This window comes from Pseudomonas sp. 9.1(2019) (genome assembly GCF_009910445.1).
GTDB lineage: Bacteria > Pseudomonadota > Gammaproteobacteria > Pseudomonadales > Pseudomonadaceae > Aquipseudomonas > Aquipseudomonas paraversuta.
The window spans coordinates 144,530-161,179 of the sequence record NZ_VBWF01000001.1 but is presented as its reverse complement, the minus strand read 5'-3'; the positions used below and the strand labels follow the sequence as shown (position 1 = coordinate 161,179).

Annotated in this window: 13 protein-coding genes and 1 pseudogene; 10 read left to right on the top strand and 4 right to left on the bottom strand. The window is 59.7% G+C overall.

Going from position 1 to position 16,650, the window contains the following annotated elements:
- Positions 1-26 precede the first annotated feature (26 nt).
- The 8 genes from FEZ21_RS00665 to FEZ21_RS00630 all read left to right on the top strand — a co-directional run bounded on the left by FEZ21_RS00665 (position 27) and on the right by FEZ21_RS00630 (position 10,044).
- Positions 27-611 carry an NAD(P)H-dependent oxidoreductase gene (locus tag FEZ21_RS00665; RefSeq protein ID WP_003439393.1) on the top strand — a complete coding sequence of 195 codons (585 nt, stop codon included), beginning with the start codon at positions 27-29 and terminating at the stop codon, positions 609-611.
- 159 nt (positions 612-770) lie between these two features.
- Positions 771-1,682 carry a LysR family transcriptional regulator gene (locus FEZ21_RS00660; RefSeq protein WP_003439394.1) on the top strand — a complete coding sequence of 304 codons (912 nt, stop codon included), beginning with the start codon at positions 771-773 and terminating at the stop codon, positions 1,680-1,682.
- Positions 1,683-1,796: 114 nt separating this feature from the next.
- Positions 1,797-2,690 (top strand): NAD-dependent epimerase/dehydratase family protein, encoded by an 894-nt coding sequence (locus FEZ21_RS00655; protein WP_160626244.1) that lies wholly within the window; start codon positions 1,797-1,799, stop codon positions 2,688-2,690.
- A gap of 176 nt (positions 2,691-2,866) precedes the next feature.
- Positions 2,867-4,534 carry a gamma-glutamyltransferase gene (gene ggt, locus FEZ21_RS00650; protein WP_003439396.1) on the top strand — a complete coding sequence of 556 codons (1,668 nt, stop codon included), beginning with the start codon at positions 2,867-2,869 and terminating at the stop codon, positions 4,532-4,534.
- Between the two features lie 162 nt (positions 4,535-4,696).
- On the top strand, positions 4,697-6,142 hold the full coding sequence (locus FEZ21_RS00645) for a SulP family inorganic anion transporter (RefSeq protein WP_003439397.1): 1,446 nt from the start codon (positions 4,697-4,699) through the stop codon (positions 6,140-6,142).
- Between the two features lie 259 nt (positions 6,143-6,401).
- Positions 6,402-7,751 carry a gluconate:H+ symporter gene (locus FEZ21_RS00640; protein ID WP_003439398.1) on the top strand — a complete coding sequence of 450 codons (1,350 nt, stop codon included), beginning with the start codon at positions 6,402-6,404 and terminating at the stop codon, positions 7,749-7,751.
- On the top strand, positions 7,752-8,612 hold the full coding sequence (locus FEZ21_RS00635; RefSeq protein ID WP_003439399.1) for a MurR/RpiR family transcriptional regulator: 861 nt from the start codon (positions 7,752-7,754) through the stop codon (positions 8,610-8,612).
- A 1-nt stretch (position 8,613) separates the two neighbouring features.
- Positions 8,614-10,044, top strand: a complete 1,431-nt coding sequence (locus FEZ21_RS00630) for an amidohydrolase family protein (protein WP_127196848.1) — start codon at positions 8,614-8,616, stop codon at positions 10,042-10,044.
- Positions 10,045-10,101: 57 nt separating this feature from the next.
- On the opposite strand, the gene FEZ21_RS22825 is transcribed toward FEZ21_RS00630, so the two are convergent.
- On the bottom strand, positions 10,102-10,815 hold the full coding sequence (locus FEZ21_RS22825) for a methyl-accepting chemotaxis protein (RefSeq protein ID WP_369826392.1): 714 nt from the start codon (positions 10,813-10,815) through the stop codon (positions 10,102-10,104).
- A 141-nt stretch (positions 10,816-10,956) separates the two neighbouring features.
- Positions 10,957-11,889, bottom strand: a pseudogene (locus FEZ21_RS22820) (methyl-accepting chemotaxis protein); the annotation flags it as partial.
- A 544-nt stretch (positions 11,890-12,433) separates the two neighbouring features.
- Here FEZ21_RS22820 and FEZ21_RS00620 point away from each other — a divergent pair.
- Positions 12,434-13,111, top strand: a complete 678-nt coding sequence (locus FEZ21_RS00620) for a histidine phosphatase family protein (RefSeq protein ID WP_003439403.1) — start codon at positions 12,434-12,436, stop codon at positions 13,109-13,111.
- A gap of 119 nt (positions 13,112-13,230) precedes the next feature.
- Here FEZ21_RS00620 and FEZ21_RS00615 read toward each other — a convergent pair whose 3' ends face one another.
- Positions 13,231-13,737, bottom strand: a complete 507-nt coding sequence (locus tag FEZ21_RS00615; protein ID WP_003439405.1) for a hypothetical protein — start codon at positions 13,735-13,737, stop codon at positions 13,231-13,233.
- A 91-nt stretch (positions 13,738-13,828) separates the two neighbouring features.
- The gene (locus FEZ21_RS00610) at positions 13,829-15,295 is read right to left on the bottom strand and encodes a glycosyltransferase family 39 protein (protein ID WP_160626242.1); all 1,467 of its coding nucleotides are present in this window, start codon (positions 15,293-15,295) and stop codon (positions 13,829-13,831) included.
- A gap of 244 nt (positions 15,296-15,539) precedes the next feature.
- Here FEZ21_RS00610 and FEZ21_RS00605 point away from each other — a divergent pair, with 244 nt between their 5' ends.
- Positions 15,540-16,562, top strand: a complete 1,023-nt coding sequence (locus FEZ21_RS00605) for an ATP-grasp domain-containing protein (RefSeq protein ID WP_160626230.1) — start codon at positions 15,540-15,542, stop codon at positions 16,560-16,562.
- Positions 16,563-16,650: the final 88 nt, after the last annotated feature.

The following is a 16,650-nucleotide window of genomic DNA, read 5'->3' as shown; positions in this document are numbered from 1 at the left end:
AGGGTTAATCCCGAATGAGGCTGATGATGAAAAAAATACTCTTGCTTAACGGTGCCAAAAAATTTGCCCACTCCGATGGTCGCTACAACCTGACCATGCACGACACTGCGCTGGCTTTTTTCGATCGCCAGGGCTTCGAAGTCAAAGTCACCCACATCGATGAAGGCTATGACGTGGCCGAGGAAGTCGAGAAATTCCTGTGGGCCGACGTGATCATTTATCAAATGCCGGGCTGGTGGATGGGCGCCCCCTGGATCGTTAAAAAGTACATCGACGAAGTCTTCACCGAAGGTCACGGCAAACTCTACGCCAGTGACGGCCGTACCCGTTCCGACGCTTCGCAGCGCTATGGCAGCGGTGGTTTGATTCACGGCAAAAAGTACATGCTGTCGCTGACCTGGAACGCACCGCAGCAAGCCTTTGATGATCCGGCCGACTTCTTCGAAGGCAAAGGCGTGGACGCGGTGTACTTCCCGTTCCACAAGGCCAATGAGTTCCTTGGCATGAGCGCCTTGCCGACCTTCCTGTGTGTCGACGTGATGAAACGTCCACAACCCCAGGACGATGCCGCCCGTTACGAGCAACACCTGAAACAAGTGTTCGCCATCTAACGCCTGCAATTGCGGTAGTCGCTGACTCGCGGAGCGCGGCTGCGAGCCGTTTGATTGCGCACCGCGGGACTGCGATCAGTGTGAAATTGCTACCCTGATCGCAGCCTCGCTTCGCGAGTCAGCGACTACGCTGCAGGCAGTTACCAATGAGGGGCACGTGTGAAAGCCAGATCCGATGAGCTGCAAATCTTTGTTTCAGTGATTGAGTGCGGCTCCATTTCCGCGGCTGCCGAACAGGCCGGACAAACCCCTTCGGCGGTCAGCCGTACCTTGTCACGGCTGGAGGCCAAGCTCGAAACCACCTTGATCAACCGCACCACGCGGCGCATGGACCTGACCGAGGAGGGCAAGTTTTTCTTCGAGCGGGCCAAGCTGATCCTGGAGCAAATGGATGAGCTTGAAGACCGTTTGATTTCCCACCAGCGCACGCCTTCCGGGCGTCTGCGGATCAATGCCGCCTCGCCGTTCATGCTGCATGCCATCGTGCCGTATATCAGCGAGTTCCGTGAGCTCTACCCCGAGATCCAGCTGGAGCTCAACAGTAATGATCTGATCATCGACTTGCTGGAGCAAAGCACTGACATCGCGATCCGCATCGGTACCCTGGCCGATTCCACCTTGCACGCCCGCTCATTGGGCTGCAGCCCCTTGAGCATCCTCGCCAGCCCCGACTACATCGCCCGCCACGGCGCCCCCGGCAGCGTCGCCGATCTGGCCAGTCACACCCTGATCGGTTTTACCCAAAATGACGGTTTGAACCAATGGCCGTTGCGTTATGCACAAGGCGATCGCTGGGCCATCGAGCCGCACATCAGTGCTTCCAGTGGCGAGACGGTCCGCCATCTGGCGCTGCAAGGGCAGGGCATCGCCTGCCTGTCGCATTTCATGACCCATGAAGACGTCAAGACCGGGCGCCTGCAAGTGCTGCTGGGCGAATTCAACAGCGGCTACCGCCAGCCGATCCACGCGGTGTACTACCGCAACTCGCAGCTGGCGCTACGCATTCAGTGCTTTCTGGACTTCATCCAGGACAAGCTCGCCAGCTATGCGGTGCCGTACTTCAAAGGGTAAATCCCCGCGCATTAGTGATCTGTACGCAAGACTGAATTGGCCCGCGGCGGGTTTTTCCACTGCCCTCACTCTTCGATACTGGCGGCATCACTTATTTCACGCGGGAGTCACTCCATGAAGGTTTTCGTTACCGGCGCAGCAGGATTTATCGGCGGTTCAATTGCCAGCGCTTTGGTCAAGGCCGGGCATCAGGTCACGGGTCTGGTGCGCAACACGGATCAGCAACAGGAAATGCTCGCCCTTGGCATCACCCCGGTACTGGGCGCCCTGGATGACAGCGACCTGCTCACCAAGCAGGCCAGCCAGGCGGATGCGGTGATCAATGCGGCCAGCAGCGACCATCGGGGCGCCGTCGAAGCCTTGCTCAAGGCCCTGCGCGGCAGCGGCAAAGTGTTTTTGCACACCAGCGGTTCGAGCATTGTTGGCGACGCCTCGGGTGGCAAGGCCAGCGACGTTGTCTACTACGAAGGTCAGTTGCCCGAGCCGAGCGTCGACAAGGCGGCGCGGGTTGCCATCGACAATCTGGTACTGGCGGCGGCCAACGACAATGTACGTTCAGCGGTCATCTGCAACACCCTGATTTACGGCCACAGCCTGGGGGTAAAACGCGACAGCGTGCAACTGCCGCGCCTGCTCAAACAGGCCCGCAAGAGCGGAGTCGTGCGTCATGTCGGCAGCGGGCAAAACATCTGGTCCAACGTGCATATCGACGACGTCGTGGCCCTGTACCTGCTGGCACTGGAAAACACCCCGGCCGGGACTTTCTACTTTGTTGAAAGTGGCGAAGCGGCGTTTGCCGACATGAGCAACGCCATCGCCCGGGTGCTGGGGCTGGGTGAAGCCCACGACTGGCCGCTGGCCGATGCTGAAGCTGAATGGGGCTATGAAATGGCCAACTACGGCCTGGGTTCCAACAGCCGGGTACGCGGCAAAAACGCCCGCGAACTGCTGGGCTGGACGCCGCAACGCAGCAGCGTGGTGGAGTGGATCAAAAACCAAATGCTGTAACCCCTGATCTCTGCCCCCCGCAGGAGCGAGCTCTTTTGCGCCCAAGCTCGCTCCTGCTGTTCTTGGATAGCTTTTCGGTTTGTGCACAGGCCCGCATTTTTACTTTTGTTGTTTGTAAACGTTTCTGAAATCAGACAATGTTCGGCATCGTTATACAAAAATAAAAGGAAGTTCCAATGCGTGTTGTATGGTTCAAAACCCTGGCCTTGACGGCTGCCATCGCAGCCAGCTGTTCAGCCTATGCCGTTACGCTGGAAGGCGGGGCAGTCGCCGCCCCGGATCAGTACGGCGCTGAAGTCGCGGCGCAAATTCTCAAAAAAGGCGGCAACGCAGTCGATGCCGCAGTCGCAACCGCCTTCACCCTGGCCGTGACTTACCCCGAAGCCGGTAACATTGGTGGCGGTGGTTTCATGACCCTGTTTATCGATGGCAAACCCTACTTCCTCGATTATCGCGAAACGGCGCCCAAGGCTGCCAGCCGCGATATGTACCTCAATGACAAAGGCGAAATCATCGAGAACCTGAGCCTGGTCGGCTCGCGCGCCGCTGGCGTGCCGGGTACGGTGATGGGCCTGTGGGAAGTCCATCAGCGCTTTGGCAAATTGCCATGGAGCGAGTTGTTGACCCCCGCCGTGGGCTACGCGAAAAACGGCTTCAAGGTGGCCGATCAGCAATACCAGTACCGCGAAGATGCGTTGGCGCTGTTCAAGGGCACCACCAATTTCAGCGACTATTTCGGCAGCATGAAACCTGGCGAAACCTTCAAGCAGCCTGAACTGGCCGCCACCCTGGAACGTATTGCCGACCAGGGCGCCAAAGAGTTTTACCACGGCCAGACCGCCGACCTGCTGATTGCCCAGATGCAGCAGGACAAGGGCCTGATCACCAAAGAAGATCTGAATGACTATAAGGTCAACTGGCGTGAGCCGATGCGGGTCGATTTCCGCGGCAACAGCTTGTACACAGCACCGCTGCCAAGTTCTGGCGGTATCGCACTGGCGCAACTGATCGGCATCAAGGAAGACCGCGCCGCGGACTTCAAAGGTGTCGAACTGAACTCGGCACCTTACATCCACCTGTTGTCCGAAATTGAAAAGCGCGTGTTTGCCGACCGTGCCGATTACCTCGGTGATCCGGACTTCGGCAAGATGCCGGTGGCCGAGTTGACCGACCCGGCCTACATCGCCAAGCGGGCAAAAGAAGTGAACCCGAAAGCGATTTCGCCGACGGCCAATATCAAGCCCGGACTTGAGCCGCATCAGACCACGCACTTCTCCATTGTCGATAAAGACGGCAACGCCGTCAGCAACACCTACACCCTGAATTGGGATTACGGCAGTGGCGTCGTGGTCAAAGGCGCGGGCTTCCTGCTCAACGATGAAATGGACGACTTCAGCTCCAAGCCGGGCGTGGCCAACGCCTTTGGTGTGGTGGGGGGCAATGCCAACGCCATCGAGCCGGGCAAGCGCATGTTGTCGTCGATGAGCCCGAGCCTGGTGACCCGTGATGGTCAGGTCACCCTGGTGCTCGGTACGCCGGGCGGTTCGCGGATCTTCACCTCGATCTTCCAGGTGCTGAACAATATCTACGACTACAACCTGCCGCTGGAAAAAGCCGTGGCCGCCCAGCGGGTACATCACCAGTTGCTGCCTAAAGACACGATCTACTACGACGCCTACGCGCCGCTCACCGGCAAAGTTGCCGACGAGCTCAAAGCCATGGGCTACACCCTGGAGGATCAGGGCTGGAACATGGGTGATATACAGGCGATCCGGGTTAACGGCACCCAGCTGGAAACCGCCTCTGACCCCCGTGGTCGCGGGGTTGGCAAGGTTGTGAAGTAAGAACACCCTGAAAAACCTGTAGGAGCGAGCTTGCTCGCGAGCTCTGCGCTGAAAAGCTCGCGAGCAAGCTCGCTCCTACGGTTATCCCGCATCTTCGCAATTTGTTACCATTCTTTTTTCGATACCCCCTCCGCTTTTCCCGCCCCGAATTTTAGGTACGCCATGAAACTCACACGTCTGCGCGCTGATGCCCTGGCCGGACTCACGACGTCGTTTGCCCTGCTGCCCGAGTGCATCGCTTTCGCGCTGGTAGCCCACCTCAATCCGTTGATGGGGCTGTATGGCGCGTTCATCATTTGCACCCTTACCGCGCTCTTCGGCGGCCGGCCGGGCATGGTCTCCGGTGCTGCCGGCTCCATGGCCGTGGTGATTGTCGCGCTGGTGGTGCAACACGGCGTGCAATACCTGCTGGCCACTGTGCTGCTGGGCGGTCTGATCATGCTGGCGTTCGGGCTGCTCAGGCTCGGCAAGCTGGTGCGCATGGTGCCGCACCCGGTGATGCTTGGCTTCGTCAACGGCCTGGCGATCATCATTGCCATGGCCCAGCTGGATCATTTCAAGGATGGCGCAACCTGGCTGAGCGGCGCGCCGTTGTACCTGATGATCGGGCTGGTGGCGCTGACCATGGCCATCGTTTATTTACTGCCCCGGGTGACCCGGGCCGCGCCGCCGGCCCTGGTGGCAATCCTCGGGGTCGGGCTGGCGGTTTATCTGCTGGGTTTGCCGACCCGCACCCTGGGTGACATGGCGCATATTGCCGGCGGCTTGCCGACGTTCAGCCTGCCCGATATCCCGTGGAACCTGGAAAGCCTGGGCATCATTGCGCCCTACGCCATCGTCATGGCGCTGGTGGGCCTGCTGGAAACCCTGCTGACCCTGAACCTGACCGATGAAATCACCGAAAGCCGTGGTTATCCGGACCGCGAGTGCGTGGCGCTGGGCGCCGCGAACATGGTATCGGGCGTGTTTGGCGGCATGGGTGGCTGCGCCATGATCGGCCAGACCGTGGTCAACCTCAGCTCTGGCGGACGCGGTCGCCTGTCCGGGGTAACGGCCGGGATCATGATCTTGCTGTTCGTATTGTTTCTGTCGCCGTTTATCGAGCGCATTCCATTGGCGGCGCTGGTGGGCGTGATGTTTGTGGTCGCGCAACAAACCTTTGCCTGGGCCTCATTGCGGGTGCTGAACAAGGTGCCGTTGAACGATGTTCTGGTGATTGTCGCGGTAACGGTGATCACCGTGTTCACCGATCTGGCCGTTGCGGTGTTGTGCGGGGTCATCATCGCGGCCCTCAATTTCGCCTGGCAGCAGGCGCGCCAGCTGTACGCCGACACCTATCTGGAAACTGATGGCAGCAAGCTTTACCGGGTCCACGGCACCTTGTTTTTTGCCTCGACGGCGGCCTTTCTCAAACAGTTCGATCCTGCTGGCGACCCGGCCAGAGTGACCCTGGATTGCAGCCATCTGAGCTTTGTCGACTACTCGGCCATTGCCGCGCTGGACACCCTGCGCGAGCGTTACACAAAAGCGGGCAAACACCTGCGGGTCCTGCATTTGTCCGAGCGCAGCAAAAAACTGCTCAAGCGCGCCCGCGTCCACCACGAGTAACCCCCCGCCTATTTGTAGGAGCGAGCTTGCTCGCGAGCTTTTCAGACAGCTCGCGAGCAAGCCGCTCCTACAGCCCCAGCCCTAGCCCCGATCGATGAAAATACACCCCCGTGATTTTCATTTCGGCCTGTCGTCCATGCCTGATCGCGACAACACATATCGTTGCGCGAAAATTACTTTCACAAAGATTGTTAATTCACCCCGGTAATGCTTTTTAAGTTTCAGAAGAACTCAAAAAATATTGCCGGGGGAACATCGCATGACGCCATCTTCGGGCTATGGGCTGCTGTTATATGCGGCCATTGCCATCATTGCGCTGATCGTTTTGATTGCGCGCTACAAGATCAATCCGTTTATCGTCATTACCCTGGTGGCCATCGGTCTGGGCCTGATGGCGGGCATGCCTGCGGGCAGTGTGATCGGGGCGTACGAGGGCGGTGTCGGTAAAACCCTGGGGCATATTGCGCTGGTGGTGGCATTGGGCACCATGCTTGGCAAGATGATGGCCGAGTCGGGGGGCGCGGAGCAGGTAGCACGGACGATGATCGATCGCTTCGGTGAGCGCAACGCGCATTGGGCCATGGTCTGTATCGCCTTCCTGGTTGGCTTGCCGCTGTTTTTCGAGGTCGGTTTTGTACTGCTGGTGCCGATCGCCTTTACCGTTGCCCGGCGGGTCGGGGTGTCGGTACTGATGGTGGGCTTGCCGATGGTGGCCGGGCTGTCGGTGGTGCATGCACTGGTGCCACCGCACCCGGCAGCGATGCTGGCAGTACAGGCCTACCAGGCGTCGGTCGGGCAAACTCTGATGTACGCGATTCTGATCGGCATCCCCACTGCGATCATCGCCGGTCCGGTTTTTGCCAAATTCATCGTGCCGCGTATTCAGTTGCCCGATATCAACCCGCTGGAACAGCAGTTCATCAATCGTGAACCGCGGGCCCGGTTACCCAGTTGCAGCATCACTCTGGCGACGATTCTGTTGCCGGTCGTGCTGATGCTGATAGGCGGCTGGGCCGACCTGATCTCTACCCCCGGCAGCGGGTTTAATCAGTTTCTGCAATTTATCGGCAACTCGGTAATGGCTTTGCTGATTGCGACGGTTGTCAGCTTCTGGACCCTGGGGCTGGCCCAGGGCTTCAACCGTGAATCTATCCTCAAATTCACCAACGAATGTCTCGCGCCTACGGCCAGCATCACACTGCTGGTGGGGGCCGGGGGCGGCCTGAACCGGATTCTGATCGACTCGGGGGTGACCACCGAAATTGTCGGTCTGGCCCAGGACTTTCAGCTGTCACCGCTGTTCATGGGCTGGGTATTTGCGGCCTTGATGCGCATCGCCACGGGCTCGGCCACCGTCGCCATGACCACGGCTTCGGGGATTGTGGCGCCAGTGGCGCTGGGCCTGGGGTATCCGCACCCGGAATTACTGGTGCTGGCCACGGGCGCGGGCTCGGTGATTTTTTCCCACGTCAACGACGGCGGCTTCTGGCTGGTGAAGGAATACTTCAATATGACTGTCGCCCAAACCTTCAAAACCTGGACCGTGCTGGAAACCTTGATTTCAGTCGTGGCGTTCGGTTTTACCCTGATCCTTTCAGAGCTGATTTAAATGGACATCCTGTATCAAATCCGGGTTCGCCAGGACACCTTCAGCGCTGCCGAGGCCCGCATTGCCCGGTTGATACTCAGCGATACCGGTTTTGCCGCCAGTGCCAGCCTCGATGAGCTGGCGCTGCGGGCCGAGGTCAGCAGCGCCACGCTGTCGCGCTTTGCGCGCAGTGTCGGCTGCCGTGATTTGCGTGACTTGCGCCTGCAACTGGCCCAGGCCAGCGGGGTGGGCAGTCGTTTTCTCGATACCGGCAGCATGCCTGAGCAGTCGGCTTTTTTCCGTCAGATTGTGAGTGATATTGAATCGACGCTGCACGAGCATCTGGCCGGCTTCAATGGCGTGCATTTCGCCGATGCGGTCAAGCTGCTGGGCGAAGCGAAGATGATTCATGCGTTCGGGATGGGCGGCTGTTCCAGTGTCTACAGCGATGAATTGCAGGTGCGTCTGGTGCGCCTGGGGTACCCGGTCGCGGCCTGTCGCGACGTCGTGATGATGCGGGTCACGGCGGCGACCCTGGGACCGGAGCATGCCGTTATTGTGTGCTCGCTGACCGGCCTGACCCCCGAGCTGATCGAGGTGGTAAAGCTGGCGCATAACTATGGCGCCAAAGTGATTGCCATCACCCGGCCCGCTACGCCGCTGGCGCAACTGGCCGATGTGGTGCTGGCGCTGCAAGGGGTGGAAACCAGCTTTATCTACAAACCAACGGCGGCCCGCTACGGGATGCTGCTGGCCATTGACGTGCTTGCCACCGAGCTGGCGCTGTCGATGCCTGAAGCCAACCAGGAGCGCTTGCGCCGGATCAAACTGGCACTGGATGACTATCGCGGCGGTGATGATTGCCTGCCATTGGGGGATTGAAATGAACTACGACACAGTGATCCGCAATGCCCGGGTTATAGATGGCAGCAACGCGCCGGCCTATAGCGCTGACGTGGCGGTACGCGCAGGGCGTATCGAGCGTATTGGCAACCTCGGTGATGTGCGCGGCACCTGGGAAATAGACGCGGTGGGCCGGGTGCTGGCGCCGGGTTTTATTGACGTGCACACCCACGACGACACGGTGGTGATCCGCCAGCCGCAGATGCTGCCCAAACTCAGTCAGGGCGTGACCACAGTGATTGTCGGCAACTGCGGGATCAGCGCGTCGCCGGTGACCTTGCGCGATGAGCCACCGGACCCGATGAACCTGCTGGGCAACAAGGCCGCGTTTGCCTACCCGCGTTTCAGCGACTACCGCGCCGCCGTTGCGGCGGCCGGTCCCGCGTTGAACGTTGGTGCGCTGATCGGTCATACGGCGTTGCGCAGCAATCACATGGACGATCTGCAGCGCACCGCCACCCCCGGCGAAATTCGCGGCATGCGTCAGCAGCTGCGGGAAAGCCTGGAAGCGGGGGCGCTGGGGTTATCCACAGGGCTGGCGTATGCCAGTGCGTTTAATGCCGAGACCGACGAGGTGCTGCAGCTGGCCGCAGAACTGACCGCGTTCGGCGCGCTCTACACCACGCATTTGCGCAGCGAATTCGAGCCGGTGCTGGAGGCCATGGATGAAGCGTTTTTGATCGGTCGCCAGGCCCGGGTGCCGGTGATTATTTCCCATCTCAAATGTGCCGGGGCGGGTAACTGGGGGCGCAGTCCGCACTTGCTGGCAGCTCTGGAGCAGGCAGCGAAAACCCATCCTGTGGGGTGCGACTGTTATCCCTACGCCGCCAGTTCTTCGACTCTGGACCTCAAGCAAGTGACTGACGCGTTCCGGATCACCATTACCTGGTCGACCCCGCATCCTGAAATGGGCGGGCGTGACTTGCAGGACATAGCAGGGCTTTGGGGCGTATCGCTGATGGATGCAGCGCAGCGCCTGCAACCGGCGGGCGCGGTGTATTACGGGATGGATGAAAGCGACGTTCGCAGGATTCTGGCGCACCCGCTGTCAATGATCGGCTCCGACGGCCTGCCTGACGACCCGTTTCCGCATCCACGCTTGTGGGGGGCTTTTCCACGGGTGCTGGGGCATTTCAGTCGTGACCTGGGGTTGTTCCCGCTGCACACCGCGGTGCACAAAATGAGCGGGTTGTCGGCGGCTCGTTTTGGTCTTGAGGGGCGGGGAGAAATACGCGAAGGCAACTGGGCGGATCTGGTGCTGTTCGATGCCGCGAAAGTACGTGATGTCGCCGACTTCAACTCCCCGCAACAAGCGGCACAAGGGATTGACGGGGTGTGGGTCAACGGGGTGTTGAGTTATGAAAACGGCGTGGCCAACGGTAACCGCGCCGGTGTGTTTCTGCCCCGATAGAGAGGAGGCTCAATGGTCCCGGTGCAGGAGCGAGCAGGCTCGCTCCTGCAGTGAGGGTCAGACTTTAAAGTGGCTCACCATCTCTTGTAGCTGATTGCCCAGACGCGCCAGTTCAACGCTGGACTTGGCCGTCTCGTCGCTGGCGGCTGCGGTTTGCTCGGAAACGTCGCGCACATTGACGATGCTGCGGCTGATCTCTTCAGCCACTGCACTTTGCTGTTCGGCGGCGGCGGCAATCTGCTGGTTCATTGACTGAATGTTCGACACGGTACGGGTAATGCCCTGCAGCGAGGTGCCCGCCTGGCGGGTCAGGGTCACGCTGCTGTCAGTCAGGGAGCGACTGTTGTTCATCACGTTGGCCACGTGCTGGGTACCGCTTTGCAAGGCTGCAACCAGGGTCTGGATCTCTTCGGTGGATTTTTGCGTACGCTGGGCCAGGCCACGCACTTCGTCGGCCACCACGGCAAAACCGCGTCCGGCGTCACCGGCACGGGCGGCTTCGATGGCGGCGTTAAGGGCCAGCAAATTGGTTTGCTCGGCGACGGCCTTGATCACGTCCATGACGCTGCCGATCTTGTCGCTTTCCTGTTGCAACACGGCCATGGCTTCGGTCGAGCGACCGACTTCAACTGCCAGACGCTCGATCTGGTCAATGGCTTCATTGACCACCTTGTCGCCCTCACGGGCTTCGCCGTCGGCGGCTGCGGCGGCTTGCGAAGCCTGCTCGGCATTGCGTGCAACTTCCTGCACGGTCGCCGTCATTTCATGCATGGCAGTGGCCACCTGATCGGTCTCGATCTTCTGGCTGTTGACCCCGGCACTGGTTTGCTCGGTGACCGCTGACAGCTCTTCGGCGGCGCTGGCGATTTGCGTAACCCCGTCGCGAATACCGCCGATCAGGTCGCGCAGGGTGGTGCCCATGCGCGCAATACCTTGCTGCAACACACCCAGTTCATCGCGACGGGTCACCTGCAGGTTGTGGCTCAGGTCGCCACTGGCAATGCGCTCGACCACATCCAGGGTTTCACGCAACGGGCGGGTAATCTGGCGGGTGATGATCACCGCAGCAGCGATGCCGAACAGCAGCACCAGCAGGGTGGTGATCGCTTGCATGCTGTTGGCGGTGGCACTTTCGATGTCGCGTCGCTGCAACTGGAGTTTGTACAGCTCATCGCTGCGGCTCAGAACGCTGGCGCCGTACTCGGTCATCTTCTTGCGCACGTCGATGATGGTGTTGTCGGTGCTGCTGTACACCTGCAGCGCCTGTTGGTACTGCTCCATGGTCCGGGTCAGGGTACGCAGGGTCTCTGCGGCGCTCGTCGCGAAATAAGGATTGAGCTTTTCAAGACTGTCGACGGTCTTTTCCAGTTGCTGGCTGGCGGCCTTTTCGGTCGCCGGCGTTGGCGCAGCAATATAGGCACGGACCTGATAACGCGAGAGCAGGAATTGTTCGCGGACTTCAGACACGGTCTGGTACATCGCGAAACGGGACTCTTCAGCGGCAGGCAGTTGCAGGGTGCTGGCCAGCAGCGTGGCGATGGCGTCCTGGGCCAGTTTGGCATTGCGGTCCATGGCGGCCCGCGCTTCGGCAGACTCGACATATGCCTTGCGCATGGTCACCAGTGCGCGCTCGTAGTCGCCGATGATGGCTTGCTGCTCCTTGAGCAGTACGAGGTTTTCCTGGCTCTTGAAGGTGTCGATCAACTTTTTCTGCTGTTCCTGAAAGGCATCGATACTGCCTTGCACTGCTTGCGCGGCGGTCTCGTCGCCGTCAGTCAGCATGTACTGCAAGCGTGTCACCCGCAGGTTGGTAAACGCGGTATTGAGCCGGGTGATATCGCTCATCCAGTTACTGCGATCAACCATTTTGTCCAGGCTGAGCCAGTCAAAGATCGCCATTACGCAAGTGAGGAGCAGTACCAGGCCAAAGCCAAGGGTCAGTTTCAGGTTGACGCTGATGTTGCTCAGCCAGCTGTTCATAAAGTTCTCCAGGAACGGTGCACGCAGGATCGAATTTCGCTGGAGGGTTTTAGTTATTGGCCCAGCAGAATGCTTGTGTTGGGGTGTATCGGCGGCAGTTCTCAGAGCTGAAATGTTTTCTTGATAACAATGAATATTCGGCGAAAAGCCCTTGCAAGCATGTGGGCAAGGGGCGGCTTTACGTTTTTTTTCACATTCGTTTCACCTGTCCCTGACGTGGGGATTTTTAGAATCTGGTTCAGCTAACCGATATCCGTCGTGTGCAATCTTTGCTCTTACAAAAAGAGGCGCGCATCGACCCATTGTCATATTCGCGTTTTAGGGTAACGGCCAGTGTCGTCCACTGACTGCCATAGAGGGTATTTCTTCCGTGATTTTGAGTCTTCGTCTGGCTGGAGCCACACGTGCCATGCTGCGCGGTGTGCTGGCGCGTTACAGAAATGCATTGGTGATAGTCGCCGCAAGCCTGCTCACCGGTGCGGTCACGTGGAACCTTCTGGCGCCAGTGCCGGCGCCCAATCTGGCGCAGTCAAAACATGCCGGACAGGTACTGACCCTGACCCAGAGCTGGGCCAGAGGTGATGTGATTGCACTGGTGCGCCATGGCGAGCGCTGCGATCGCTCGTCGACCCCATGCCTGGGCCTGCCTGACGGGATCACGGTGCATGGCGAAGAGGTGGTTCAGGGGCTGGGCGCCAATTTCAGGCAGTTGGGGCTGAAGAACGTCGATATTTACAGCAGTGAGTTGACCCGGGCGCGGCAAACCGCCGATGCCATGTTCATTCGCCCGGTGCCGGCGCAGGACTGGTTATTCAACTGCCGCGGCACGATGTTGCGTGATGCCCTCAAGCACAAGGTGCCGGGGCGCAACCTGGTGCTGGTGACCCACAGCGAATGCATGGACGCGCTGGAAGCGGACATGCATGTGCCAACGGATACAACGTTCGGCTACGGGGCTTCATTGTTCATCCAGGACGATGGCACCCATGACCCGCAGATGCTGGGGTATGTCGAGACCAACGACTGGTCGGCCATCCTGCCGGAGGCAGCACCAGAGCATCACGTGTTCGAAGCCTCGCAATTCTGAGCCAATTCCACTGCAGGTGCCGGCTTGTCTGCAGTGCAGACAAGCCGGTGCTAACGCGGGCAAGCCATGCTTGCACAGGGTTTGCCCTGACTGACAACCTCTCCAGGCCTGTGTGCAGCTCAAGCCCGATTAAGCAGGCGGTTCCAGTTTTGCTCTTCGGGCAACGGCAGGTCGCTGAGTTCACGGGCCACAACATTTTCGATATCGCCGGCGCTCAGGACTTTTTCGTCCAGCCATGGCCACGTCGCATCCGCATCGCGAAAATTCAGCTGATCGTTTAATTGATGGCAGGCAAGTGCGAGTAAATGCATCAGCACCCACTGACTGGTGATGTATTGCTTCTGCCCGGCCGGGATACGACTGAGCAGGGCCGCCACGTCGGCCAGTTGCGGGCTTGGCGAGGTCGCGGTGTGCAGGTTCCATAAAATCACCCCGTTGTTTGAAGCATCCTTTTGCGCCAGCGCCGGGTCGCTGCTGACGTCAATGCTGAGTTTTACGTCTTGCTGTTCAAGCTGATCAATCAAATAGTTGGCAAGATCGGACTTGCGCAGAAACGCGGTGGCCGTATTGAACGCCAGATGAGCGTCATAGTCGCTCAGGGTCTTGCTGGTGATGTTGATGGTCATGACAGGCTCCTTGGCTGGGAATCGTCCAGCACAGGGAGCGTAGTCAATGCAGGGTAATCGGCCACGCTAACCGGCTTTGTATTGCCCGGGATCAAGTCCGGGGCCCGGGCGTTGCCAGGCTGATGAAGTAATAGTGGTGACGTCCGACGCTGACCTTGTCCACTATGTTCAAGGCTAACCCGGGTATAACCGGTTGTTCGACGATGGCGACGTTATCGGGCGAGGCGCGGAGAAAGGCCTGCAGTTCGGCTGTGGAGTCCAGCGTCTGCTGCAGTTGCTGGCTGTAGAACACCAATGCGCCCAGGCGTTCGTCCGGTTGCATCAACGCGATGTGTTTGCCGGCGGCTTGCAGGTTGAGTGCATGGGCCGCTACCGGTTGGAATGACTCCTCCTTGTCGGCCCGTGGCGCCCACAGCGCCGCCAGCAGGTAGCTGGCCACGATGCAGGCTAAAACCACTCCCGCCAGGGCACGATGATGCTCGCTCAGGAATCTGGCCAGGGTCGAGGTCCGGCTTTTCTTGTACAGCCAGTCCAGCACCACCCGGGCATATTCGGCGGCAATGACAGCAGCGGCCGGGGTCAGTGACATGAGGTACACCGCACGTTTGCTTGAGGCCAGGTTCAGCAGCAGAAACTGCGCCAGTAGCCAGACACAGAAGAACAGCAGATACGGGTTGCTTCGCAGTTGCCGGCGAAAGTGCCAGAGCCCCAGATAGGTCAGCAGGTTCCACGGCAGGAAGGCTTCGGGCAGCTTCCTCAGGTAGTAGTAAAACGGTTCGTAATGCCCGGCATCAACAAAGGAGCCGCTGAAACGTCCGACGCTGTTGGTCCACAGCACTTCGCCCACAGCCTGGAGCCCGCCGCGCTGATACAGCACCCACAACCAGATCATCAGCGGAATCAGTCCCAGCAGGGTCAACAGTGCCGGCCGTAGCCAGTCTCGCAGGACAAAGCGCTTCTCTATCAGGCTTTCGCACAGCAGAAATGTAAAGATCACCACCCCTGGCAGCGCCAGCCCCAATACTCCTTTGCTCAGGGTTGCAATGGCGATCCCGGCAGCAAACAGCAGCCAGCTGCCCCGTGCAAAGCCCGGCTGGCGGCTGGCGTGAAAAAACGCCAGCAGCGCCATGCTCACGCCCAATGTCAGCAGGGCATCTTCCCCCACTTGACGGGTATTGCCCCAAAAACTGCCCATGGTCGCCAGCATGGCGGCAGCCGTCCAGGCCAGTGCCGTGGGGCGTCCAAGTTTGCGCAGCATGGCGTATAGCAACATGACGCAAAATAATCCGGCGAAGGCTGATGCCAGGCGCACGGCGAACAGTTCACCCCCGAACAGGCGAATGGCGCCCGTATCCAGCCACAGGCTTAGCGGCGGTTTTTCGAGGAAGGGCTGGTTGAGCAGGGACGGCGTCACCCAATCGTTGCTCAGGTGCATCTGCATGGCGATGCCCGCTACCCGGGACTCGGTCGAGCCTTGCAGTTGGTGGTTGCCCAGGGCAAAAAAGAACAGCAGACAACCGAGCAGCAATAACAGCAGAGCAGGGCGGGTCAGGCGCATTTGGCTACCAGGGCAGAGTCGGAAGTAATGGTGCGCTGGAGTATAGGAGGGCAATTCTTAACAAAATGTGAAACCTGAGACCTCCGGGCTGCAAAGGGTGTGCGGGCTGCGGGAGGTACTCATCCGGGCGCCGGCCTGCCAGCTCCGGCAGGCACACCGGTCAATCACTGGGGCATCTGCCGGCCCCATCCGCTAGACTCCCGCGCTCAACGTGTGTCTCCTCCCTCTGCAGCAAAGGATGTTCATGATCTGGTTTCTTGAAGGGCAATCCAGCCAGCGCGATGTGATTGCCGGCGCGCGCGCGGCGCTGCCCGATACAGTTCGGATTTTCGCCTCGCACCGTCAAAATCGCCCTGAAATAACCGGACTGGCGGATGTCGCCTGGCGCGAGCCGCTGGACAATCAAGAGCGTATTGCCTGGGTCATTGAGCAGGCCTTGAGCCATCAGATCAAGCTGGTGCTGGCCGGGCGTGTGGGGCAGGTCTATGAAGCCCATCGTGGCCAATTCGAGGCCGCAGGCTTGCAACTGGTCACGGGCGCCCTGGACCTGAACACCTTTGAGCGGGTCGACGACAAGTCGGTATTCACCCGTCAGGCGCTGGCCGCAGGGCTTGCCTGCATTCCGGCGGTGACCGTGCACAACCAGGCCGAGCTGCAAGAGGCCTACGCGCGGCTGTCCCGTGAAGGGCAGGTGTGTGTGAAACCGACCCGCGGTATTTATGGTCAGGGCTTCTGGCGCCTGGGGGATGATGTCGATCCGTTTCGCAGCTTTGCCAATGCCGATGCCCATGAGGTGAATGCCGAGGTATTTGCCCGGGCCTACGGCCAGTCCATTGAGCCCAAACCGTTGCTGGTCATGCCGTACATGCCCGGTAGCGAGGTGTCGGTGGACATGGTGTGCGAAGCGGGCAACGCGGTGGCATATGTCGGGCGGCGCAAACAGGGGCTGATGCAGTCATTCGAATGCGACGGTGCCGCCGTCGAACTGGCACTCAGGGCCGCGCGGCATTTTTGCTGCGACGGCATCGTCAACGTGCAAACCCGCGATGATGCCGAAGGCAATCCGCATCTGCTGGAGATCAATCTGCGTTACTCCGGTGGTATCGGCTATACCCGGGAAGCGGGGGTTAACCTGCCCGGTATTTTCGCCGCCCGTCGCCTGGGAATGCCCGCGCCGGCCAGTGTCTGGCGCGAGAATGTTCAGGTAAAGGCGATCACTGTCGTGGTTCCGGTTTGCGGCGAAGCGCTTTTGGATCGGCAGAATTGATTTTGGCCATCTTTGGTAACCATTTTTAACTTGTCCTAAAACCCGGGCTCCCAGATCGTCCCTCACTTTTTAAGTCTTTCCAGGTAGT

Excerpts from the sequence above, each read along its gene's own strand:
- FEZ21_RS00615 (WP_003439405.1), bottom strand. The coding sequence starts at position 13,737 with ATGACCATCAACATCACCAGCAAGACCCTGAGCGACTATGACGCTCAT.
- FEZ21_RS00605 (WP_160626230.1), top strand. The coding sequence starts at position 15,540 with ATGATCTGGTTTCTTGAAGGGCAATCCAGCCAGCGCGATGTGATTGCC.
- FEZ21_RS00655 (WP_160626244.1), top strand. The coding sequence starts at position 1,797 with ATGAAGGTTTTCGTTACCGGCGCAGCAGGATTTATCGGCGGTTCAATT.
- FEZ21_RS00620 (WP_003439403.1), top strand. The coding sequence starts at position 12,434 with ATGCTGCGCGGTGTGCTGGCGCGTTACAGAAATGCATTGGTGATAGTC.
- FEZ21_RS00645 (WP_003439397.1), top strand. The coding sequence starts at position 4,697 with ATGAAACTCACACGTCTGCGCGCTGATGCCCTGGCCGGACTCACGACG.
- FEZ21_RS00635 (WP_003439399.1), top strand. The coding sequence starts at position 7,752 with ATGGACATCCTGTATCAAATCCGGGTTCGCCAGGACACCTTCAGCGCT.
- FEZ21_RS22825 (WP_369826392.1), bottom strand. The coding sequence starts at position 10,815 with ATGCATGAAATGACGGCGACCGTGCAGGAAGTTGCACGCAATGCCGAG.
- FEZ21_RS00610 (WP_160626242.1), bottom strand. The coding sequence starts at position 15,295 with ATGCGCCTGACCCGCCCTGCTCTGCTGTTATTGCTGCTCGGTTGTCTG.
- FEZ21_RS00630 (WP_127196848.1), top strand. The coding sequence starts at position 8,614 with ATGAACTACGACACAGTGATCCGCAATGCCCGGGTTATAGATGGCAGC.
- FEZ21_RS00665 (WP_003439393.1), top strand. The coding sequence starts at position 27 with ATGAAAAAAATACTCTTGCTTAACGGTGCCAAAAAATTTGCCCACTCC.
- FEZ21_RS00640 (WP_003439398.1), top strand. The coding sequence starts at position 6,402 with ATGACGCCATCTTCGGGCTATGGGCTGCTGTTATATGCGGCCATTGCC.
- ggt (WP_003439396.1), top strand. The coding sequence starts at position 2,867 with ATGCGTGTTGTATGGTTCAAAACCCTGGCCTTGACGGCTGCCATCGCA.